This window comes from Azospirillum thiophilum (assembly GCF_001305595.1).
In the GTDB taxonomy this organism is placed as follows: Bacteria; Pseudomonadota; Alphaproteobacteria; order Azospirillales; family Azospirillaceae; genus Azospirillum; species Azospirillum thiophilum.
In genome coordinates this window covers 2,378,236-2,398,929 of sequence record NZ_CP012401.1, presented here as the reverse complement: position 1 = coordinate 2,398,929, position 20,694 = coordinate 2,378,236, and the positions used below count along the sequence as shown (strand labels likewise).

At 68.6% G+C, this 20,694-nt stretch carries 18 protein-coding genes; 9 read left to right on the top strand and 9 right to left on the bottom strand.

Annotation, left to right across the window (positions count from 1 at the left end; genetic code table 11):
- Positions 1 to 12: 12 nt before the first annotated feature.
- From AL072_RS11055 to fumC, 4 genes are all read right to left on the bottom strand, one after another.
- Complete coding sequence (locus AL072_RS11055) at positions 13 to 216, bottom strand: hypothetical protein (protein WP_045580289.1); 204 nt, start codon at positions 214 to 216, stop codon at positions 13 to 15.
- Between the two features lie 152 nt (positions 217 to 368).
- The gene (locus tag AL072_RS11050) at positions 369 to 1,094 is read right to left on the bottom strand and encodes a DUF599 domain-containing protein (protein WP_045580290.1); all 726 of its coding nucleotides are present in this window, start codon (positions 1,092 to 1,094) and stop codon (positions 369 to 371) included.
- Between the two features lie 95 nt (positions 1,095 to 1,189).
- Positions 1,190 to 1,405 carry a ribbon-helix-helix domain-containing protein gene (locus AL072_RS11045; RefSeq protein ID WP_045580291.1) on the bottom strand — a complete coding sequence of 72 codons (216 nt, stop codon included), beginning with the start codon at positions 1,403 to 1,405 and terminating at the stop codon, positions 1,190 to 1,192.
- A 95-nt stretch (positions 1,406 to 1,500) separates the two neighbouring features.
- Positions 1,501 to 2,892: a class II fumarate hydratase gene (gene fumC / locus AL072_RS11040; protein ID WP_045580292.1), complete on the bottom strand. Its 1,392-nt coding sequence runs from the start codon at positions 2,890 to 2,892 to the stop codon at positions 1,501 to 1,503.
- Positions 2,893 to 3,198: 306 nt separating this feature from the next.
- Here fumC and AL072_RS11035 point away from each other — a divergent pair, with 306 nt between their 5' ends.
- The gene (locus AL072_RS11035) at positions 3,199 to 3,477 is read left to right on the top strand and encodes a hypothetical protein (RefSeq protein ID WP_045580293.1); all 279 of its coding nucleotides are present in this window, start codon (positions 3,199 to 3,201) and stop codon (positions 3,475 to 3,477) included.
- Positions 3,478 to 3,872: 395 nt separating this feature from the next.
- On the top strand, positions 3,873 to 4,088 hold the full coding sequence (locus AL072_RS11030; protein ID WP_045580294.1) for a hypothetical protein: 216 nt from the start codon (positions 3,873 to 3,875) through the stop codon (positions 4,086 to 4,088).
- An 83-nt stretch (positions 4,089 to 4,171) separates the two neighbouring features.
- Here AL072_RS11030 and AL072_RS11025 read toward each other — a convergent pair whose 3' ends face one another.
- Together AL072_RS11025 and AL072_RS11020 are read right to left on the bottom strand one after the other, a co-directional pair.
- Positions 4,172 to 4,654 (bottom strand): GNAT family N-acetyltransferase, encoded by a 483-nt coding sequence (locus AL072_RS11025; RefSeq protein WP_045580295.1) that lies wholly within the window; start codon positions 4,652 to 4,654, stop codon positions 4,172 to 4,174.
- 109 nt (positions 4,655 to 4,763) lie between these two features.
- On the bottom strand, positions 4,764 to 5,846 hold the full coding sequence (locus AL072_RS11020; RefSeq protein WP_045580296.1) for a glycosyltransferase family protein: 1,083 nt from the start codon (positions 5,844 to 5,846) through the stop codon (positions 4,764 to 4,766).
- A gap of 353 nt (positions 5,847 to 6,199) precedes the next feature.
- Here AL072_RS11020 and AL072_RS11015 point away from each other — a divergent pair, with 353 nt between their 5' ends.
- Entirely contained in the window at positions 6,200 to 7,489 is a 1,290-nt protein-coding gene (locus AL072_RS11015; protein WP_045580297.1) for a lytic murein transglycosylase, read from the top strand.
- A gap of 34 nt (positions 7,490 to 7,523) precedes the next feature.
- Here the strand turns inward: AL072_RS11015 and AL072_RS11010 are convergent, their stop codons facing one another.
- Together AL072_RS11010 and AL072_RS11005 are read right to left on the bottom strand one after the other, a co-directional pair.
- The gene (locus AL072_RS11010; RefSeq protein ID WP_245636657.1) at positions 7,524 to 8,249 is read right to left on the bottom strand and encodes a hypothetical protein; all 726 of its coding nucleotides are present in this window, start codon (positions 8,247 to 8,249) and stop codon (positions 7,524 to 7,526) included.
- Positions 8,250 to 8,277: 28 nt separating this feature from the next.
- Positions 8,278 to 9,204: a hypothetical protein gene (locus tag AL072_RS11005; protein ID WP_144428196.1), complete on the bottom strand. Its 927-nt coding sequence runs from the start codon at positions 9,202 to 9,204 to the stop codon at positions 8,278 to 8,280.
- Between the two features lie 282 nt (positions 9,205 to 9,486).
- Between AL072_RS11005 and AL072_RS11000 the strand changes: the two genes are divergently transcribed.
- Positions 9,487 to 10,524, top strand: coding sequence for a response regulator (locus AL072_RS11000; RefSeq protein WP_045580300.1), 1,038 nt, complete (start codon positions 9,487 to 9,489; stop codon positions 10,522 to 10,524).
- A 271-nt stretch (positions 10,525 to 10,795) separates the two neighbouring features.
- Entirely contained in the window at positions 10,796 to 14,341 is a 3,546-nt protein-coding gene (locus AL072_RS10995; protein ID WP_045580301.1) for an indolepyruvate ferredoxin oxidoreductase family protein, read from the top strand.
- A gap of 69 nt (positions 14,342 to 14,410) precedes the next feature.
- Here the strand turns inward: AL072_RS10995 and AL072_RS10990 are convergent, their stop codons facing one another.
- Complete coding sequence (locus AL072_RS10990) at positions 14,411 to 14,629, bottom strand: hypothetical protein (RefSeq protein ID WP_045580302.1); 219 nt, start codon at positions 14,627 to 14,629, stop codon at positions 14,411 to 14,413.
- A gap of 370 nt (positions 14,630 to 14,999) precedes the next feature.
- Here AL072_RS10990 and AL072_RS10985 point away from each other — a divergent pair, with 370 nt between their 5' ends.
- The 4 genes from AL072_RS10985 (at position 15,000) to AL072_RS10970 (ending at position 20,655) form a co-directional block, all read left to right on the top strand.
- On the top strand, positions 15,000 to 16,691 hold the full coding sequence (locus AL072_RS10985; RefSeq protein WP_045580303.1) for a methyl-accepting chemotaxis protein: 1,692 nt from the start codon (positions 15,000 to 15,002) through the stop codon (positions 16,689 to 16,691).
- A 211-nt stretch (positions 16,692 to 16,902) separates the two neighbouring features.
- Positions 16,903 to 17,070: a hypothetical protein gene (locus tag AL072_RS34915; protein WP_158511060.1), complete on the top strand. Its 168-nt coding sequence runs from the start codon at positions 16,903 to 16,905 to the stop codon at positions 17,068 to 17,070.
- Positions 17,054 to 18,553 (top strand): ATPase domain-containing protein, encoded by a 1,500-nt coding sequence (locus tag AL072_RS10975; RefSeq protein ID WP_045580305.1) that lies wholly within the window; start codon positions 17,054 to 17,056, stop codon positions 18,551 to 18,553. The genes AL072_RS34915 and AL072_RS10975 overlap by 17 nt, the downstream gene beginning before the upstream one ends.
- Positions 18,550 to 20,655 (top strand): ATP-binding protein, encoded by a 2,106-nt coding sequence (locus tag AL072_RS10970; protein WP_082108781.1) that lies wholly within the window; start codon positions 18,550 to 18,552, stop codon positions 20,653 to 20,655. Before AL072_RS10975 ends, AL072_RS10970 begins: the two co-directional genes overlap by 4 nt.
- Positions 20,656 to 20,694 lie beyond the last annotated feature (39 nt).

Sequence of the window (20,694 nt, the reverse complement as noted above, 5' to 3'; positions counted from 1 at the left end):
AGGCAACTGCGGTCAGGCCACTGCGGCCAATTCCAGCGGCTCCATTTCATCGATGCTGTGGACCAGTTCCAACCGATGGCGCGCGGCGTTCAGCAGTTCCCGGTTGCGCGCCAGCGTACCCTGGCTGGCCCAGCCGTCGCCAAGGCACATGCGGCGCAACAGCGCCTCGGCCTCATCCAGCGATTCCATGATGCTCAGCGCGGTATCGGCGTCCATGGTCGTCCTCTCATCGTCTCTGCGCGGCGCCGGTCCGGTGGCTTTCCGGTCGCGCCGCGCTGCATGGCACAACGATGACACTGAACCATCGTGGTACGCCGTCAGATAGAGGATATTTGGTCGCACTCTCCAAAAGATTGCTGGCTTTTTACTTATTCTTTTCCTTTGATTGAGGCGTTTTCTTCCAGCCATTCGACCTGGACGCGGATGACCTTCTCGGTGGCGGAGAATGCCTGCCGGCGGGTGAGGATCAGGATGACGCCGGTGGTGGCGAGGATGAAGGGGATCGGACCGATGGTCCAGGCCAGCGCCGCCAGCGCGAAGTAATAGGCGCGCATGCCGCCGTTCAAGGCGGTGATCGCCAAGGTCAGAGCCTCGCCGATGCTGTGGGAGATGATCCCGCGGTCTTCGACGGACACCGGCGGCATCGGGGCGGAGCCGATCAGGGCGCAGCAGTAATTGTACTGGCGCAGCGCCCAGGTGAACTTGAAGAAGCCGAAGGTGAAGACCACCACCATCAGCAGCAGCTTGATCTCGAAGAGCTGGCGCGAGGTGTGGACGGTGAAGGACAGGTTCGACACCACCTCGTGCGCATGCTCCATGGCGCCGAAGGATCCGACCAGACCGGCCAGCACCAGCATGTTGGTAGAGGCGAAGAAGGTGCAGCTGTGCATGGTGTGGCCGACCAGCTGCGAATCCATGATGCGGTTCTCGCGCTCCAGCATCCGGTCGATCCAGTGGCGGCGCACGGTCTTCAGATGCTGGTTCACCGCGTTGCGGCCCGACAGCAGATGGTCCTGGATGATGGTGAAGCTCACCCAGGAACCGACGAACCAGCAGAAGGCGACGATGTCGAGGGTGGAGGCGTCGGGCGGCATGGCGGCGGCATCACGTCAGGGGGCAGGCTTGCACCCGTGTACGCCGCCATGCCGCGGGTGTCCACTGCCGGCCCATCCGGCTGCCCCCTGCCGCGTCACCCCTCGCCGGGCTGGCGATGCTGCACCGCCTTCAGCACATGGACGCGGATGGCGCTGGACAGATTGCCGGTGCGGGTCTGGTCGATCTCCTCGATCAGGGCGTTCACCGACAGGCCGCGCAGCTGCGCCACCGTCTTCAGGGCATCCCAGAACTCCTCTTCCAGCGAGACGCTGGTGGGGTGGCCGGCAATCAGGACCGAACGCTTCTTCATGGTCACGCACACATCGGCTGGCAGTTGGCAGGATGGGGGGTGGTCAGAGGAAGGCCGGACCGGCCGGAGACGACGCCCCCACCCTAACCCCAAGCTTAGCCTGGACCAACCATCCGTTCGGGACGAACCCATTGATCGAATTGCTCATCCGTCAGGAGTCCAAGCGCCCGCCCGGCCTCCTTTAGACTGGTCCCTTCCTTGTGGGCCTTCTTGGCGATCTTCGCCGCATTGTCGTAGCCGATATGGGGGTTGAGCGCGGTGACCAGCATCAGGCTGTCGGCGACCAGCCGGGCGATGCGCTCGCGGTTGGCCTCGATCCCGACGACGCAATTGTCGGTGAAGCTGACCACAGCGTCGGTGAGCAGCCGGATCGACTGCAGGACGTTGAAGGCGATCACCGGCTTGAACACGTTCAGTTCGAAATGGCCGGTGGCGCCGGCCACGGTGACGGTGGTGTGGTTGCCCATCACCTGGGCGCAGACCATGGTCATCGCCTCCGACTGGGTCGGGTTGACCTTGCCGGGCATGATGGAGGATCCGGGCTCGTTCTCCGGCAAGGACAGCTCGCCGATGCCCGACCGCGGGCCGGAGCCCAGCAGGCGGACGTCGTTGGCGATCTTCATCAGCGATACCGCCAGCGTGTTCAGGTGGCCATGGACGTCGACCAGCGAATCATGGGTCGCCAGCGCCTCGAACTTGTTCTCCGCCGTGACGAAGGGCAGGCCGGTGAAGGCGGCGACCTCCTCGGCGAAGGCCTCGGCGAAGCCCGGCAGGGCATTCAGCCCGGTGCCGACCGCCGTGCCGCCCTGGGCCAACCGGTAGAGCTGCGGCAGCGACCCGCGCAGCCGGCCGATGCCGTAGGACACCTGCATGGCATAGCCGGAGAATTCCTGCCCCAGCGTCAGCGGCGTGGCGTCCTGGAGATGGGTGCGGCCGATCTTGACGATCTCCTGGAAGGCGTCGGACTTGGCGTCCAGCGCGGTGCGCAGATGCTCCAGCGCCGGGATCAGCTGGCGGACGATCTCGTCGGCCGCCGCGATGTGCATCGCGGTCGGGAAGCTGTCGTTGGACGACTGCCCCATGTTGACATGGTCGTTGGGATGGATCGGCGTCTTCGAGCCCATGGCGCCACCCAGCGCCTCGATGGCGCGGTTGGCGATCACCTCGTTGGCGTTCATGTTGGTCTGGGTGCCGGATCCGGTCTGCCACACCACCAGCGGGAAATGATCGGCCAGCCGCCCGTCGATCACCTCGTCGGCCGCGGCCATGATGGCGGCGCCGAGCGTGGGATCGAGCGCGCCGAGCCGGATGTTCGCCGCCGCCGAGGCCCGCTTCTGGATGCCCAGAGCGCGCAGCAGGGGAACCGGCATGCGCTCCCCGCCGATGCGGAAATTCTGGAGGGAGCGCTGGGTCTGCGCCCCCCAGTAACGGTCTGCCGGGACTTCGATGGGGCCGAAACTGTCGGTTTCGATGCGCACGCCACTCATTGCTGGACCTTTCCTGATCGCCGATGCCGGCCAAGATGTCACCGGGCAGCGTTGCAATCGCCGCCGCCCCGCCTGATCTTTGCAGTACGGGCCCGCAAGGCAAGGGCCGGCGGAGCGGAAGCGTGAGCGGAGGGGTGGACGCGGGTCGGGCGGAAGCTTGGCCGACTCGCGGGGAATCCTGGAGAATCCTCGTCGCCACCCGAATTTGTTCTTGTTGCGTTCGTTCTTCTTCCGTACGCTTTTGACGAGTGATCCAAAGAAGGCGGCCGTCGCGACGGTGGCCGCCGCCAGCGATTGGGGGACAGGATGGACGATCTCGCACCGGACCATGTCCGCGCGTTCATTTCCCGGGCGCGCGTCGGGGAGATGAAGAGCCGCGGCTGGCGCACTCTCGGCCCGGGGGAGGAAGGCTCGCTGCTGATGGAAGGCCCGATGGTGGCCGGTCCATCCATGGCGGGTCAACTGGCGGCCCACCGCGGCACGGCGCCGGATGCCGCCCTCGGCGACCTGTTCGCCGATCTGGTCGCCCGCGCCCTCGAACGCGCCGACGCCGCCGACCGGATTGCCGCCCGGCGCGCCGCCTGAGTTGCCGGCGGCTCTTGTGAGTCAGCATTTTCAGAGAGTTGCAGCCACCCGATGGGTGGAACGGACTGCACCCTTCGGTAGTTCCTCCCCCCAATTCCCTCGGGTGTCCTGAGCAACCCGGGATGGTGATGCGTGTTATGATAGGACATATCGTGCATCATCACATCCAGCGGGAGCCGAGCGACACCGGTCGAAATCATTGTTTGCAGGCGGTGGGTTTGCAGGCGATGGGAGTACCTCTTTGGAATGGTGATAGAAACTACACCCAAAGATAGGAAGTACCCCTCAAGATACGACCTGTCGCATAGCCCTGTTAGGGAGTCCTTAACCGGAGCGGTGGCCTTATGAGGACATCGGGAACGCTCTGGACAACGCTCAGGCCAAGGGAGATTTACATGATCGGTGCCGTCAACTCGAAGAAGATCACTGCTTCCTCTGCGGCCCACATGGCGCTTCTCGATCAGTTCATACTGCTGACCCAGGACAGCATCGTGGAGCAGGACGACAGCTTCGTCCGTGACAGCCTCGTCGATCTTCTGTCCAACCTGCGGGCCGAGCGCGCCGATTATGCCGAGATCATCGGCGCATCCGCTCTCAACCGGGCCGTCTGAGCGCGCAGCCCGAGCCGCTTGCGGCTCAGTCATCAAACCCGAGCCGCTTGCGGCTCGATCCTCGAACCAGAGCCGCTTGCGGCTCAGTCCTCCGCGGCGAGCGCGGCAAGCGCGTCGCCGGTCAGACGGTAGGGCAGCCATTCCTCCATCCGGCGGAAACCAACCCGATCGTAGAATCCACGCGCCGGGTTCCAGTCCAGAACATTCAGATCGACGCGGCGGTATCCCCGTTCGACCGCGCTCTGCGCCACCGCGGCCAGCAGCTTGCGGCCGACGCCGTAACGGCGCGCGTCCGGCGTGACATAGAGATCCTCGACATACAGGCCCGGCCGCCCCTCCCAGGTGGAGAAGTTGCGGAAGGTCAGCGCGAAGCCGACCGGCGTGCCGTCCAGCTCGGCGATCAGCGCCTCGAACACCGGCCGCTCGCCCCAGCCGTCGCGGCGGAAATCCTCCTCGGTCGCCTTGACCGCATCGGACTCGCGCTCGAACTCAGCCAGATCGCGGACGAATTGCAGGATCGTGGCGCAATCGGTCTCGACGGCGGGACGGATGGTGACGGTCGGCATCGCTGACGGACTCCCGGATGGCGGCAAAGCAAAAGGGAGCAGACCATAGCCCGCTCCCCGCCGATCCGCATCCCCCAGCACTCCGGCAAAGGGGGAAATCCGAGCCCGGTCAGTCGTCGCCGCCGCCCTTCAGGTCGAGGATGCCGCGCAGCTCCTGCACCCGGCATTCGGCGCTGTGCTCGGCCAGCACCCGCTTGCGCGCCCGCCGGCCCAGGTCGGTCAGGTGATTGCGCGGCAGCATCATCGCGGTGGTGACGTCGTCGGTCTGCGCCGCCACCAGGATCTCGCGCCCCGGCTCGAAGAAGGTCTCCAGCCCCTCCCACTGGTCGGCGACGATGGCGGAACCGCAGGCGGCGGCGATGAACAGCCGCTCCGACGGGCACCAGCCGATCCTGCGCTCGTCGTCGCGCGCCAGCGTCAGCGCCAGATTGGCCGAGGCCAGCACGTCGAGATGCTGCGCCGGGTCGAGGTCGGGGAAGGTCAGGATGTTGGACGCCTTCGGCACCCCGTCGGGCAGGTCGGCCCCGGCCAGCACGAAGCGCCGGCGGGTCAGCCGCTGGGCGGGGTCGATGAAGAAGCGGTCCAGCCCCTCGCGGATGCCGTCCGGCCCGGCGACGATGCAGCAGAGGTCGCCCAGATACTCCCGCCGGAAATCGCCGGCCTTGTGCGCCTCCGGCACGATCCAGGGATAGAGCGGCATCACCGCCTCCGCCCCGGCCTTGGCACGGTAGCGCTCCAGCGCCGGCCCGCCGCAGGAGGCCAGCACCATGTCGAAGCCGCCCAGGTCGAACCCGCCCTGCCCGTCCGTCGGCAGATGCGCCACCGCCTCCCCCGCCTCCAGCGCGGCGAGGCTGACCGGAGCCTCCGGGTCGTAGAGGGCGCGGCGCACCGCCCTGGAATTGCGGACGAGGTCGGCCGCGGCGCGGGCGTCCGGCCCATGGGCGACCACCAGCGCGACGCCGGCATCGTCGGCCTGCGCCGCCGCCTGGACCGCCACGGCGTCCCAGTCGCGGTAGGACAGCACCTCGCCGCCGGGGATCGACCAGGGCGTGGGATCGTCCGGACCGGCGCGCTCCACCGCGACCATGCGGTGGCCGCGGATCGCCAGCGCCTGGATCAGCGCCCGCCAGCGCACCCTGTGCCCACCGTCGCGGCGATACCCGTTGGTCAAGCCGAAGATCACGATTTTCATAGCGTCGGTACCCTTGGCGTTCCGTGGCAGGAAGCGGCCCCTTCCGGGAAGCGGCAGCAGGTCAAGGCGGCAAGTCGGGTCAGCAAGTCGGGGCGGCTGGCGAAGGCGGGTTCCGGCTTTGGTTCCGGGTGCCGCCCACCCGCGCAAGGACCGGCCCAAAAGGACCAGGACCAGTCGGGCGAAAGCCGCGAAACTGTCGGTATGACTCTGATATGGACCGGGTCGCGGACTGTGCAAGCGCAGTCGCGCCGCGACCCCGCCCAATCGCCGGTGTCGTCAATTTGGCGGTTGAGCGGAGCGGCCGGGCGTCCTAGGGTCACGCCCCGGTTTCCCTTTCGATCACGGCCGAGCGCATGCGACTTCCGTTCCGTCATCCCGCCCGCCTCCTTCTCGCCACCCTGCTGATGGCCGGTTGCCAGAGCACCGGCGCAACCGCCCCGGCCAACTCCGGCGGCGCCTCGCCGGCAGCAGCCGCGCCGCTGGCCCAGCCGGCCGCGGCGCAGCCCGCCTCCTTCCCGGAATGGCTGGCGGCCTTGCGTGCCGAGGCGCTGGCCCAGGGCATCCGCGCCCAGACCTTCGACCGGGCCTTCCAGAAGGTGAAGCTGTCCGACCGTGTCGTCGAGCTGGATTCGTCCCAGCCCGAGTTCACCCGGCAAGTGTGGCAGTATTTGGACAGCGCCGTGAATGAAAAGCGCGTCCAGGACGGCCGGCAGAAGTTGCAGGACCAGGCGGCGTTGCTTTCCCGCATCACCCGCCGGACGGGGGTGCCGGGCGAAATCCTCGTCGCCTTCTGGGGCGTCGAATCCGATTTCGGCAAGTCGACCGGCAATTTCGCGGTGATCGACGCGCTGACGACGCTGGCCTTCGAGGGACGCCGGGCCGCCTATTTCCGCTCCGAACTGCTGGCCGCGCTGCGCATCCTCGAGTCCGGCGACATCGCGCCGGAGCGCATGAGCGGCTCCTGGGCCGGCGCCATGGGCCAGACCCAGTTCATGCCGAGCGTCTTCCTGCGCAATGCGGTGGACGAGGACGGCGACGGCCACCGCGACATCTGGGGCAGCATGCCCGACGTGCTGGCCTCCACCGCCAAGTTCGTGCTCGCCAACGGCTGGAAGTCGGCGGAGCCCTGGGGGCAGGAGGTGCGCCTGCCCGACGGCTTCCCCTACGACCAGGCGGAGCTGAGCGTCGTCAAGCCGCTGTCGGACTGGCGCCGGCTGGGGGTGGTCCCGATGGACGGGACGGAGCTGGGGGGTATGGGGGCGGGCGGCGACGCCCCGGCCGCCATCCTGGTGTTGGCCGGCCATCGCGGCCCGGCCTTCCTGGTGCGCGACAATTTCCGGGCGATCATGCGCTACAACCCCTCGACCAGCTATGCGCTGGCCGTCGCCCTGCTGGCCGACCGCATGGTCGGAAAGCCGGGGGTGCGCGGCGGCTGGCCGCGCGAGGAACAGCCGCTGAGCCGGGACGAACGCATCGACCTGCAACAGCGGCTGGCCGCGCTGGGGATGGAACCGGGTGCGGCGGACGGCATCGTCGGCGCCAACACCCGCAACGCGGTGCGCCGCTTCCAGGCCTCCATCGGCGAGATCCCCGACGGCTTCGCGACCAAGGCCCTGCTGGAGCGGCTGCGGCAGCGGTCCTAGGGAAATGCGGTAGGGAGGGAGTCTTGGGGCGGAGCTACAGGGGCTTGACCCCCGCGCTTCCGCCCGGCAGACCGCCGCGCAGCAGCGTCCAGGCCTCCGCCAGCAGCAGCGCGGCGATGGCGGCGCCGACCAGCGCGTCGGGGGCGCCATCCTCCAGCAGCCAGCTTCCGGCCAGACCGGCGAGGCCGGAGGCCAGCGGCAGCACGTCCCGGCGGCAGCACAGCCAGATCGCCCGCAGGGTCAGGCCGCCGCGCCGGCCGGCGAACAGCAGGGTTGCCGCCGCCGTCATCACCCCGATGGCCAGCAGCAGCGCGAGGCTGGCCAGGGGGGCGTCGGGCATCGCCATGCCGGCGATGCCGCGCCCGGCCGTCACCACCAGCGCGACCGCCGCGGCGGCCAGCGCCAGACCCTGAACGAGGGAAAGGCGCGCACGCCGGTCCGGCCTTCCGCCCGGCCCCGCACCCGCCAAGCCGGCCCCTGCCAAGCCGACAAGCGTCACCCCATGGGTCGCGGCATGGTTCAGCACCAGCAGCGCCGCCGCCCACAGGGCGACCGCCTGGGTCGCATCGGCGGCGGCGAGCAGCAGCGCGCCGAGCAGCCCGTTCACCGTCATCGCCATCCGCATGGTGTGTTTCAGGTCGCCCGACCCGCCGCCTGGGCCGCCGCCCGGACGCTTCGAGCCGCCGCCGCCACAGGATCCGCCGCCGCAGGAACCCCCGCCGCATCCGCCGTCCATCGCTTCGTCCCCTTCCAAAGACACCGGCGTCTCCACCCGGCAGGCCGCCCCGTCAGCACGGTTGCAGAACGCCGATATACTCCATGGCCGAGCGGTTGGCGTTGACGACCGTCAACAGATTGCGCAGGTGCCGCTTTTGCAGAGCCGGGTTGGCGAAGGTCCGCAGGTAGCCTTTCAGCACATGCCCGCCCATGACGAGCGAAAGATCGGCGTCCAGGTGATGGCCCTTGCGCGACGAGGCATGGACCGTCATCACCGGGCTTCCGTCCAGCACCAGCAGCCTGTCGTTGGAGGGATCGGGCATTTCAACCCCGGCCAGCGCGGAATCGTAGACTTGCCAGCGCCGGGCGTCGAGGCGCAGGACGGACGACGGGTCGCGCATCGCCAGCGCATTCAGCACATTCTGCTCCAGCAGGGCCTGCGGCGGACAGTCGAGACAGGCCCTGCCCCAATCGGCCAGCAGTTCCCGCGACCTCCACAGCATCAGGCCTGTGCTGATATAAGGCAGGCCGGTATCGACGCCGCCGTCACGCAAGAGGGCCAGGGTGGGCGCGACATGGTGCCCGGCCGACCGCAGTCCTTCCATCATCCTTGCGATGCTTGCCCGTTCGATGGTGCCCGTCGCCGCCAGGGCCGCCCCGCTCCGGCACAGGTCGGCCTCCAGCGCCTCGAGCGCTGCAGGGTCGAGCGCGCCCAGCAGCATGTCGCTGTCCAGCCACAGCAGCGCGCTCCATTCCTCGGCGCCGCAATAGCCGGCGAGGTTTCCCTTGCACAGATAGGGGTGGGCATCGGCCGGAAGGCCGGCCGGACGCTCCAGAAGCAAGCCGGCGTCGCGCAGAAACGCCTGCTGCCGGTCGGTCATGCCGAAATCGCAGACGCGGATGCGCGACCGCGGGGAAAGCTCCTCCAGCTCGCGAAGGAAGGCCAGGGTGGTCAGGAAATAGCGGGCGTCGCAGCCGGTCACGCAGAGGATCGTCATCGCCATTCGTTCCAAGGCCGTCCCGGCGATCCATCCGCGCCTTGCGGAAGAGCGGATCCGGGCATCGCCAGGATCATAGGAGCGCCGGGGGGGAAGCGTCCATTTCGATCGGGACCGTCCCTGTCGCGCGCCGCATCGCATCGAAAGGGGTGGTGGAGATACTCACCCACACCCAACGGCGCGAAATCCGGCCCATTGGTCGGTTACCCATCCCCTTCCATGAAAAGCGGCGGGACGAGGCGGATATCGGGACAGACATCGCACCATCATCGGAACCGCTCCATGACGAAGCGTCCTGCATCCCCGATCAAGATCCTGATCGTCGACGACAACCCGCTGCTCCAGCGGGCGTTGAAAGACATGCTGGGGCTGTGGGGCGTCGGCCAGATCACCGCGCTGTCCAACGGGCAGGATGCAAAGGACGTGCTGCGGCGCGAGGTCTTCGACCTGATGGTGACGGACTGGGTGATGGAGCCGGTGGGCGGTGCCCAGCTGATCCAATGGGTGCGCCAGTCTCCGGGCAGCCTGCGCCCCGATATGCCGGTCATCGTGCTGACCGCCAACGCCGACCTCGGAACGGTGCGGTGCGCCTGGGATGCCGGGGCCGATTCCGTGCTGGCCAAGCCGGTGCCGGCCGCCACGCTGGCGCGGCGCATCGACGCGGTGCTGAACCGCCGCGACGACTCCCCGCGCACTGCGGCCTCCCACAGCGGCGGCGGAACCGCGGCCCGCCCCGACGACCCCAACGACAGGAGGGCCGGCAACAGGTCCGGCGACCAGCCCGAGATCGCACGCGCGCCCATCCCCTTGCCGTCCGCCTCCCGTCCGGCGGCGGGCGGAGCGGCACAGCTGCCGCCGCCGGACTCCGGCGCCCCGACGGTCCGCAGCGACGATCCCAGGCGGGTGCGGCTGCAGCTGGCGCTCGACAAGCTGGAGGCGGCGGTCGACCGGCCCGACCCGATCGGCAGCCGGCTGCGCCACGCCCTGTCCGACCTGCAGCTGGCGGCCGGCGGCGATTCCGCCGCGACCTCCGTCGTCGCGTCGCTGTCCACCTGCATCACCTGGGTCGACCCGGACGTCGAGGGCTATGTCGACGCCCTGCAGGCACATGCCGCGGCCTTGCGCTGGCTTGCCGGCTCGGACGGCGGCACCCAGTCGATGGCGGTGGCGCTGTGCCTGATCCGCGCATTGCGCGCCAGCGTGCGTGCGCTGGCCGCCCGCGGCCACGCCGATTTCGGCGGCTGGCCCGAAGGCGGCAGCCAGGACGGACGGCCGGGCGATAGGCCGCCTCCCGGAAAATCACCCCTGACCGATCGCTGAGTCCACCCCCATATCCCAGTCATGGCCTGGGCAAGGCGAAGGGACGGAGTGCTGGCGTTCGCAGGAAATTGCAGCAGGGCGGGGCCTTCCATACGCTCCGTTACGGAAGAGCGCGGGTTGCCGCGCCGTTCCTTGCTTTTTGCGGAACCGGAGGCCGCAGGCGTTGCGGAATAAGACAGCCTTCATTACCTTTTTGCCCAGCGAACAAATCGGCGCCCCAGCACTCCGTACCGGAACTAGCCAGGCTGCCGACCGATGGGAGGAATGAAGGATGGCGCTTGCAACGGTGTCCCTGGCGAACGTGTCTCTCGAAGACAAGTACGCGCTCGAACACGGGCGCGTGTACCTCACCGGCACCCAGGCGCTGGTGCGGTTGCCGATGATGCAGCGCCAGCGCGACCTCGCCGCCGGGCTGAACACCGGCTGCTTCATTTCGGGTTATCGCGGCTCGCCGCTGGGCGGGTTCGACCAGAATCTGTGGAACGCCCGCAAGTTCCTGGAGAAGAACCACATCCAGTTCCAGCCCGGCGTCAACGAGGAGCTGGGCGCCACCGCCGTCTGGGGCAGCCAGCAGGTCGGCATGTTCAAGGGCGCCAGATATGACGGCGTCTTCGCCATGTGGTACGGCAAGGGGCCGGGCGTCGACCGCTCCGGCGACGTGTTCAAGCATGCCAACGCCGCCGGCACCTCCAAACATGGCGGCGTGCTGGTGCTGACCGGCGACGACCACAATTGCAAGTCCTCCACCTTTCCGCACCAGTCCGAACATGCCTACATGCATGCGATGATCCCGGTGCTGAACCCGTCTGGGGTGCAGGAGATCCTGGATTACGGCCTGATCGGCTGGCAGATGAGCCGGTGGTCGGGCTGCTGGATCGCGATGAAGACCATCGCCGAGACGGTCGACACCTCGGCCTCGGTCCATATCGACCCGCTCCGCGTCAACCCGGTCATCCCCGCCGATTTCGACATGCCGCCGGGCGGCCTGAACATCCGCTGGCCCGACCCGCCGCTGGAGCAGGAACACCGGCTGATGAAGCACAAGCTGTACGCCGCCCTGGCGTTCGCGCGTGCCAACAAGCTGGACCGGGTGGTGCTGGACAGCCCGCGCCCGCGCTTCGGCATCGTCACCACCGGCAAGAGCTATCTCGACGTCCGGCAGGCGCTCGACGAGCTCGGCATCACCGAGGAGATGGCCGCCGACTGGGGCATCACCGTCTACAAGGTCGGCATGCCCTGGCCGCTGGAGCGCGACGGCGTCCGCAACTTCGCCGAGGGTCTGGAAGAGATCGTCGTGGTCGAGGAGAAGCGCGCCGTCATCGAGAACCAGCTGAAGGAACAGCTCTACAACTGGAATCCCGACGTCCGCCCGAAGGTGGTCGGCAAGTTCGACGAACAGGGCGAGTGGATCCTGCCCAGCGCCGGCGAGCTGACCCCGGCGCAGATCGCCGTGGTCATCGGCCGCCGCATCCAGCGCTTCGTCGACAACGAAAACCTCGTCCGCCGCATCGCCTTCCTCGATGCACAGGAAAAGCAGAAGGCCCATGTCGCCCGCGTCGTGCGCAAGCCAACCTTCTGCTCCGGCTGCCCGCACAACACCTCGACCGTCGTGCCGGAGGGCAGCCGGGCGCTGGGCGGCATCGGCTGCCACTATATGGCGACGTGGCTCGACCGCTCGACCGACACCTTCACCCAGATGGGCGGCGAGGGCGTGCCCTGGGTCGGCCAAGCCCCCTTCACCGACGAACAGCACATCTTCGCCAATCTGGGCGACGGCACATATTTCCATTCCGGCATCCTGGCGATCCGGCAGGCCATCGCCGCCAAGGTGAACATCACCTACAAGATCCTGTTCAACGACGCGGTGGCGATGACCGGGGGCCAGCCCTTCGACGGCACCCAGACCGTCCAGTCCATCGCCCAGACCCTGCGCGCCGAGGGTGTCACCCGGATCACGGTCGTCACCGACGAGCCGGAGAAATACGGCATCGGCAACGGCCTGCCGCAATTCACCACGGTCGAGCACCGCGACGACCTCGACCGCGTGCAGAAGGAGATGCGCGAGGTCACCGGCACCAGCATCCTGATCTACGACCAGACCTGCGCCACCGAGAAGCGCCGCCGCCGCAAGCGCGGCAAGATGGTCGACCCGGCCAAGCGGGTGGTCATCAACGAGCTGGTCTGCGAGGGCTGCGGCGACTGCTCGGCCAAATCCTCCTGCGTCTCCGTCATCCCGCAGGAGACCGAGTTCGGCCGCAAGCGCCAGATCGACCAGTCGAGCTGCAACAAGGATTATTCCTGCACCAAGGGCTTCTGCCCCAGCTTCGTGACGGTCGAGGGCGGCCAGCTCCGCAAGCCGAAGCCGGCCGCGCCGAAGTCGGCGGAGGGCACCACCTCGGCCCCTGCCCTGCCCGACCCCGCTGTGCCCAGCTTCGACCGGACCTGGAGCCTCTACGTCACCGGGGTCGGCGGCACCGGCGTCGTCACCATCGGCGCCCTGCTGGGCATGGCCGCCCATATCGAGGGCAAGGGCGTCGGCGTGCTCGACATGACCGGCCTCGCCCAGAAGGGCGGCGCGGTGACCAGCCACATCCGCATCGCCAATACCCCGGAGGACATCCATTCCGTCCGCATCGCCGCCGGCGGGGCCGACGCGGTGCTGGGCTGCGACCTGATCGTCGCGGCGGCGGGCGACGGCCTGTCGAAGATGACCGCCGGCCGCACCCGCGCCGTCATCAATACCCATGACAGCATCACCGCCGACTTCATCAAGAAGCCGGACATGGTGATCCCGGTTCGCGATCTGGTCGCCGACATCACCCGCGCCTGCGGCGGCGCGGCGAATGTCGACGCCTTCGACGCGACGAAGCTCGCCACCGCGCTGCTGGGCGACAGCCTCTACGCCAACCCGTTCCTGATGGGCTATGCATGGCAGAAGGGGCTGATCCCGCTGTCCGAAGCCTCGATCCTGAAGGCCATCGAGCTGAACGGGGTCGCGGTCAAGCTGAACCTCGACGCCTTCCAGTGGGGCCGCCGCGCCGCCGTCGACCTCGCCGCAGTGCAGGCCACCGCGGAGGCCGCCGCCAGGCCGGCACGGGATGGGATCGAGGGTGGGCCGTCCCTGCTGCTCGACCAGCGCCGCCAGTCGACCAGCCTGGAGGAGGTGATCCAGCGCCGCCAGCGCTTCCTGACCGATTACCAGGACGCCGCCTATGCCGCCCGCTTCCATGCGCTGGTCGACTGGACCCGCCGGACGGAACAGCAGAAGATCCCCGGCTCCACCGCGCTGACCGAGGCGGTCGCCCGCGCCCACTTCAAGCTGATGGCCTACAAGGACGAGTATGAGGTCGCCCGCCTCTACACCGACAGCGGCTTCGTCGAAAATGTGGCGCGCATGTTCGAAGGCGACTGGAAGCTGACCTTCCACATGGCGCCGCCGGCGATGGGCGCGGACGGCGAGGAGGGCGGGGAGCCCAAGAAGAAGAGCTTCGGCCCGTGGATGCTGACGGTCCTGCGCCTGCTGGCCAAAGGCAAGCGGCTGCGCGGCAGCTGGATGGACCCGTTCGGCCGCACCGCCGAGCGGCGCCAGGAACGCCAGCTGATCGCCGATTACGAGGCGGTGGTGGGAGAGCTGCTGCACGGGCTGACCCGCGACAGGCTGGCCCTGGCGGTCGAGATCGCCACGCTGCCGATGGAGATGCGCGGCTACGGCCCGGTGAAGGCGCGCAACGTCGCCGCCGCCAAGGCCAAGGAGGCCAGATTGCTGACCGGATTCCGCGCCCCCGCCGCCACGCCGCAGCCGCTGGCCGCGGAGTGAGGTGAAACGGAAAGCCGCCCTTCCCGCCTTGCGGTGGGAGGGCGGCTTTTCCTTGCGCCGAGCGGTCGCTCAGTGCCGCTTGGCCCCTGCCGTCATCATCCAGATCGCAACGAAGAATATGGCGGTGCCGAGCAGCGCGGCGTACAGCACGACCGGCGGATGGAAGAGGAAGCCGATCGGCAGGATCAACAGCAGCAGCGCCGCCCCCAGCAGGGCGAGCAGGAAGATGCCGAGGTTGAAATGTTCATAGACCGGGGCGTTCGGTCCGCCGTTGGTCAGGGTCGCCATGGCAAGTGCTCCGTTCCGATGCCGCGGGTGCGGCGGTGGGTGAAGGAATATGAGCACAAGCTAATTAATTGGACGGCGGCTGGCATTGCGAATTCGCAAGGGATATGCGCATTTCGGCAAGGGTGAGGGCGCGCACGGCCCTGCGCATACCGGATCACACCACGACAAGACGCCGTTACAGCATTGTCATCGTCTTGCAGGCCTGACGGCGAATTGCGTCGGGACTTTTAATTGAGCTTAAAGACTTCCGACAGGATTCGATGCCGATGCCATAATAACGACAGATGTCGGTACAATTTGTCGCGGATGGTCATAGACATACTGGCGTATGATGTCGGGAGAGCCCTTCCCGACAGAGACGAGACCACCCATGCGCACCCTGTTGAGCCGCGTCAGCATCAGCCGCAAAATCTCCGCCGTCCTGGTCCTGATGGCACTGGTCGCGTCGGTGGTCGGCGTCATCGGGTTCGTCGCGATCGACACCTATGACGACCGGGTCGACGACATCCAGAACCGCTCGCAGCGGGCACTGCTGGCCGAGCAGGTCAGCGGGCTGATCTACAAGACGGTGATGGACAGCCGCGGGATCTATATGGCCAAGAACAAGGACGAGGTGCAGCTGTTCGGCAAGGGGATCCGGGAGTCGACCGCGTCGATCGGAAAGCGCATGGCGGAATGGGAGAGCCTGCTGCCGCCCGGCCTGAAGGCCGATTTCCGGAAGTTGAACGACAGCGCCAACGATTTCATCGCCATCCGCAACGAGCTCGTCCGCCTCGGCATCGAAGTCGCTCCGGAAGCAGCGGAAAAGCACGGCAACACACCGGAAGGCCGCGCCAACCGGGTTGCGCTCGGCAAGCAGCTGGAAGCGACCGCACAGCGGAACATCGACAGCATCAAGCAGGCGAACGACGAGCTCGACGCTTTCAAGTCCCGCATGATCGCGCTGATGCTGACGGTCGGCATCGGCGGCGTCGGTGCGGCGGTCGCCGTCAGCGTCGTGGTCGCCCGCGCCGGCATCGTGCGGCCGATCGCCCGCATCACCGACACCATGTCCCATCTCGCCGAGGGCACCCTGTCGGTCGAGGTGGCGGGGACGGAGCGCGGCGACGAGATCGGCGGCATGGCCCGGGCGGTCGAGGTCTTCCGCCAGAATGCGCTGGACCGCGCCCGCATGGCGGCGGCCGAGGAGGCCGAGCGCAAGTCCAAGGAACAGCGCACCGCCGCGGTGGAGCGGCTGGTCGCCGGCTTCGACAGCAGCATGTCCGGCATCCTGCGCACGGTCAGCACCGCCGCCGCCGAACTGGACGCCACGGCACAGGGCATGTCGCAAACGGCCGAACAGACCAACGACCAGGCCGCCAGCACGGCGGCGGCGGCCGAGCAGGCCTCGGTCAACGTACAGACGGTGGCGTCGGCGACCGACGAGCTGTCCGCCTCGATCTCGGAGATCAGCGCGCAGGTGGCGCGCTCCACCACCATCGCCGCCCAGGCGGTGGGCGAGGCGCAAGCCACCAACCAGCGGGTCCAGGGGCTGGTCGACGCCGCCCAGCGCATCGGCGACGTGGTGAAGCTGATCACCGACATCGCCAGCCAGACCAACCTGCTGGCGCTGAACGCCACCATCGAGGCCGCAAGGGCGGGAGAGGCCGGCAAGGGCTTCGCCGTCGTCGCCAGCGAGGTGAAGAATCTCGCCACCCAGACCGCCAAGGCGACGGAGGAGATCGCCGGCCAGATCGCGTCGATGCAGCAGGCGACCGGCGAGGCCGCGAACGCCATCACCGGCATCGGCGGCACAATCGCCATCATCAACGAGATCGCCACCTCCATCGCCTCGGCCATCGAGGAACAGGGCGCGGCGACCGGCGAGATCGCCCGCAACGTCCAGGAGGCGGCACGGGGCACCGAGGTGGTGACGGCGAACATCACCGAAGTCAGCCGCGGCGCCACCCAGACCGGCAGCGCCGCGTCCCAGGTGCTGGGCGCCGCCGGCGAACTGTCGCGCCAGTCGGAGCAGATGAAGATCGAGGTCGAACGCTTCCTGTCCGGCATCCGCGCGGCGTGAGGGCACGGGCCGCCGGGGGGCCGGCGGCTGCATTCCGGACAGCAGGGACAGGGCGGGTCGACGGCGCGGCGGCAACGGACGGCCGCCGCGCCTTTCGGCGTCCCTACGCCAAAGGACCGATGCTGATCGCTAAGGCTGCCCTCCGCCATGGGACACGCTACATCTGGATGAACGCCCCCTCCGGTCGTGTCCGATGTCCGCGGAATTGCCTTTGCCCAACGATCTCCTGCCTCATCCCGGTGCCGTGCCGCGCGACCGCATCCTGCCCGACCGCCGGCTGACGGCGACCCGGGCCGGGATCCTGGACCGCATTCCGGCGGACACGCTGCCCGATACCCTCAGAACGGATCTCCCGACCCGCCATGGCCGCACCCACTGACCTGCCGCGCAAGGCGCGAACCGGCGTCGCCGGGCTCGATGACATCCTCGCGGGCGGTCTGTCCCGCGACCGTGTGTTCCTGCTCGAAGGCAGCCCCGGCACGGGGAAGACCACGCTGGCCTTGCAGTTCCTGCTGGAGGGCACCGCCGCCGGCGAAACCGGGCTCTACGTCACCTTGTCGGAAACCGAGGAGGAACTGCGCGAGGCCGCGGCCTCGCATGGCTGGACGCTTGGCGAGGGGATCACGGTGTTCGAGCTGGTCCCGCCGGAAAGCCTGCTCGATGCGGAACACCAGCAGAGCCTGCTCTACTCCTCCGACCTGGAGCTCGGCGAGACCACCAGGCACCTGTTCGAGGCGATCGAGCGCATCAAGCCGGTCCGGATCGTTCTGGACAGCCTGTCGGAGATCCGCCTGCTGGCGCAGGATTCGCTGCGATACCGCCGCCAGATCCTCACGCTCAAGCATTATTTCGCCCGGCATGGCGCCACCGTGCTGCTGCTCGACGACCTCACCACCGACACGATGGACAAGACGGTCCATAGCATCGCCCATGGCGTAATCCGGCTGGAGATGATCACGCCGGCCTATGGGGCGGAGCGGCGGCGGCTGCGCGTGGTCAAGTATCGCGGCCAAGCGTACCGCGGCGGCTATCACGACTTCTCCATCGGCACCGGCGGCATCCGTGTGTTCCCCCGGCTCATCGCCGCGGAGCATCGCACCGGATTCGCCGGAGAGCGTCTGGCCAGCGGCATCGCCGAACTCGACACCCTGCTCGGCGGCGGAATGGAGCGCGGGTCGAGCTCCCTCATCATCGGCCCGGCAGGCACCGGAAAGTCGCTGTTCGCCATCCAGTTCGCCGTCGCCGCCATCGCGCGGGGCGAGCGTGCCGCGCTGTTCGTCTTCGACGAGGAACTCGGCCTGCTGTTCGCCCGGACGAGGGCTTTGGGCCTGGACCTCGAGGCCCTCCGCGACCGCGGCAGCCTGCTGATCGAACAGGTGGACGCGGCCGAACTGGCGCCCGGCGAATTCACCCACCGCGTGCGCGGCTTCATCGACCACCACCATATCCGAACCGTGGTGATCGACAGCCTCAACGGCTACCAGGCGGCGATGCCGGAAGAGAAACTGCTGGTCCTGCACCTGCACGAGTTGCTGCTGTACCTGAACCGGCAGGGCGTGACGACCTTCCTCACCATCGCGCAGCACGGCCTGATCGGCGACATGCAATCGCCGGTCGACGTCACCTACCTTGCCGATACCGTCGTACTGCTGCGCTATTTCGAGGCGCTGGGCCGGGTCCGGCGGGCGATCTCGGTGATCAAGAAGCGCGCCGGGCCGCATGAGGACACCATCCGCGAATACCGGGTCACCGATCGCGGCATCAGCCTAGGACCGCCGCTGGACGAGTTCCAGGGCGTGCTGCGCGGCGTGCCGGTCTACAGCGGACAAGGCGGCCCGCTGCTGCGGGACGAGCCGGCGTGACCGAGTCCGCGACCATGGAGCGCGCGCTGATCCTGGCGCCGCGCGGACGGGATGCCGCCGTCGCGGCCGCCCTGCTGGGCGAGGTCGGGATCGCCGCGCTGGCCTGTCCCGACCTGACGGCCTTGTGCCAGGCGCTGGACGACGGGGTCGGGCTGCTGATCCTGGTCGAGGAGGCCGTGCGCACCGCCGACCTCCAGGGGCTCGTCGCCTGGATCGGCGCGCAGCCACCCTGGTCCGACCTTCCGGTCGTGCTGCTGACGATGCGCGGCGACGGCGCCGAGCGCACGCCGGAAGCCGCCCGCCTGACCGAGCTGCTCGGCAACGTCACCTTCATCGAGCGCCCCTTCCACCCGACCACGCTGATCAGCGTGGCGCGCACCTGCCTGCGCGGGCGCCGCCGCCAGTACGACGCGCGGGCCCATCTGGTCGAGCGCGACCGCCTGCTGGCCGATCTGGCCGGCGAGCGCGCCCATTTCGCGGCGCTGATCAAGCATCTGCCGGTCGGTGTCTCGCTGATGGACCGGGACGGCAGGGTCATGCTGTGCAACCCGGCCTTCGAAGGGTTCCTGCCGGGCGCGGTGATCCCATCCCGGCAGCCCGACGGCAGCCATAGCTGGATCGGGCATGACGACCAGGGACGCCATCTGCCCCCGGAGCAGTTTCCCGGTGCGCGCGCCCTGCGCGGCGAGCTGGTTCATGGGGTCGAGTTCACCTGCCGGCGGCCCGACGGCTCGTCGACCTGGACCCGGGTCAGCGGCGTGCCGGTGCGTGACGGCACCGGCCAGCTTGTCGGCGCGCTGGCGGTCATCGTCGACATCGGTGTCCAGAAGGCGGCGCAGGAAGCCCTGCAGCGTCTCACCACGACGCTGGAGGCCACGGTGCGGGAGCGCACCCGCGAGCTGGAGGAAACGCTGGACCGCCTGCGCGCGGAGATGCGCGACCGCGAGCGTGCCGAGGAGCAGCTGCGTCAGACGCAGAAGCTGGAGACGCTCGGCCAGCTCACCGGAGGCGTCGCGCACGACTTCAACAACCTGCTGATGGCGGTGCTCGGCAATCTGGAGCTGCTGCGCAAGCGGATTCCCGACGATCCGACGACGAAGCGCCTGTTCGACGGCGCCATGCAGGGCGCGCAGCGCGGGGCGACGCTGACCCAGCGGCTTCTGGCCTTCGCCCGCCGGCAGGATCTGCAGCCCCAGGCGGTCGACCTCGCCGGCCTGCTGGAAGGCATGCGGACCTTGCTGGAGCGCTCGGTGGGGCCGCGCATCCTGGTGCGGATCGAGGCGCATGCGGGCCTGCCGCCGGCCCTGATCGATCCCAACCAGCTGGAGCTGGCGATCCTGAACCTCGCCATCAACGCCCGCGACGCCATGCCGGAGGGCGGCACGCTCACGGTGTCGCTGGACGAGGCGCCGGCCGCCGCATCGTCCGGTCTCGCCCCCGGCCGCACCCCGCGGCTGAGCGTGCAGGACACCGGCGCCGGAATGGACGCCCCGACGCTTGCCCGCGCGGTCGAGCCGTTCTTCTCGACCAAGGGAATCGGCAAGGGCACCGGGCTCGGCCTGTCGATGGTCCATGGCCTGGCGGTCCAGTCCGGCGGCGCGTTCCGGCTGTCCAGCGTGCCGGGCCGGGGGACGCTGGTGGAGCTGTGGCTGCCCCGGGCGACGGCACCTGTGCGGGCGGCCGAGCCGCCCCCGGCACCGGCGGCCGATGTCCCTCCCGCCGTGGTCCTCGTGGTCGACGACGACGCGCTGATCGCCATGAGCACGGTCGACATGCTGACCGACCTCGGACACACGGTGGTCGAGGCGAATTCCGGCATCGAGGCACTGGAGCTTCTGCGCAGCGGACAGGCGGTCGACCTGCTGCTGACGGACTACGCGATGCCCGGCATGACCGGGGTCGAACTCGCCCGCGCGGCCCAGGGCATGGTTCCGGACCTGCCGGTGCTGCTGGCGACGGGATATGCCGACCTGCCGGAGGGCGTCGTCGCCGACATGCCGCGCCTTGCCAAGCCATACACCCAAAATCAGCTCGCCACGGCCACCGGCAGGCTGCTGGCCAAGGCGACGAGATCGCATCGTGTGAAATCGGACTCGATTTGAAGCGTGAAAGACGTGAGCCGCACCGGACGATCCCGCCGC

What these genes read in the sequence shown, in the direction of transcription:
- AL072_RS11055 (WP_045580289.1), bottom strand. Translation starts at nt 216, where the DNA reads ATGGACGCCGATACCGCGCTGAGCATCATGGAATCGCTGGATGAGGCC.
- AL072_RS11050 (WP_045580290.1), bottom strand. Translation starts at nt 1,094, where the DNA reads ATGCCGCCCGACGCCTCCACCCTCGACATCGTCGCCTTCTGCTGGTTC.
- AL072_RS11045 (WP_045580291.1), bottom strand. Translation starts at nt 1,405, where the DNA reads ATGAAGAAGCGTTCGGTCCTGATTGCCGGCCACCCCACCAGCGTCTCG.
- fumC (WP_045580292.1), bottom strand. Translation starts at nt 2,892, where the DNA reads ATGAGTGGCGTGCGCATCGAAACCGACAGTTTCGGCCCCATCGAAGTC.
- AL072_RS11035 (WP_045580293.1), top strand. Translation starts at nt 3,199, where the DNA reads ATGGACGATCTCGCACCGGACCATGTCCGCGCGTTCATTTCCCGGGCG.
- AL072_RS11030 (WP_045580294.1), top strand. Translation starts at nt 3,873, where the DNA reads ATGATCGGTGCCGTCAACTCGAAGAAGATCACTGCTTCCTCTGCGGCC.
- AL072_RS11025 (WP_045580295.1), bottom strand. Translation starts at nt 4,654, where the DNA reads ATGCCGACCGTCACCATCCGTCCCGCCGTCGAGACCGATTGCGCCACG.
- AL072_RS11020 (WP_045580296.1), bottom strand. Translation starts at nt 5,846, where the DNA reads ATGAAAATCGTGATCTTCGGCTTGACCAACGGGTATCGCCGCGACGGT.
- AL072_RS11015 (WP_045580297.1), top strand. Translation starts at nt 6,200, where the DNA reads ATGCGACTTCCGTTCCGTCATCCCGCCCGCCTCCTTCTCGCCACCCTG.
- AL072_RS11005 (WP_144428196.1), bottom strand. Translation starts at nt 9,204, where the DNA reads ATGACGATCCTCTGCGTGACCGGCTGCGACGCCCGCTATTTCCTGACC.
- AL072_RS11000 (WP_045580300.1), top strand. Translation starts at nt 9,487, where the DNA reads ATGACGAAGCGTCCTGCATCCCCGATCAAGATCCTGATCGTCGACGAC.
- AL072_RS10995 (WP_045580301.1), top strand. Translation starts at nt 10,796, where the DNA reads ATGGCGCTTGCAACGGTGTCCCTGGCGAACGTGTCTCTCGAAGACAAG.
- AL072_RS10990 (WP_045580302.1), bottom strand. Translation starts at nt 14,629, where the DNA reads ATGGCGACCCTGACCAACGGCGGACCGAACGCCCCGGTCTATGAACAT.
- AL072_RS10985 (WP_045580303.1), top strand. Translation starts at nt 15,000, where the DNA reads ATGCGCACCCTGTTGAGCCGCGTCAGCATCAGCCGCAAAATCTCCGCC.
- AL072_RS10975 (WP_045580305.1), top strand. Translation starts at nt 17,054, where the DNA reads ATGGCCGCACCCACTGACCTGCCGCGCAAGGCGCGAACCGGCGTCGCC.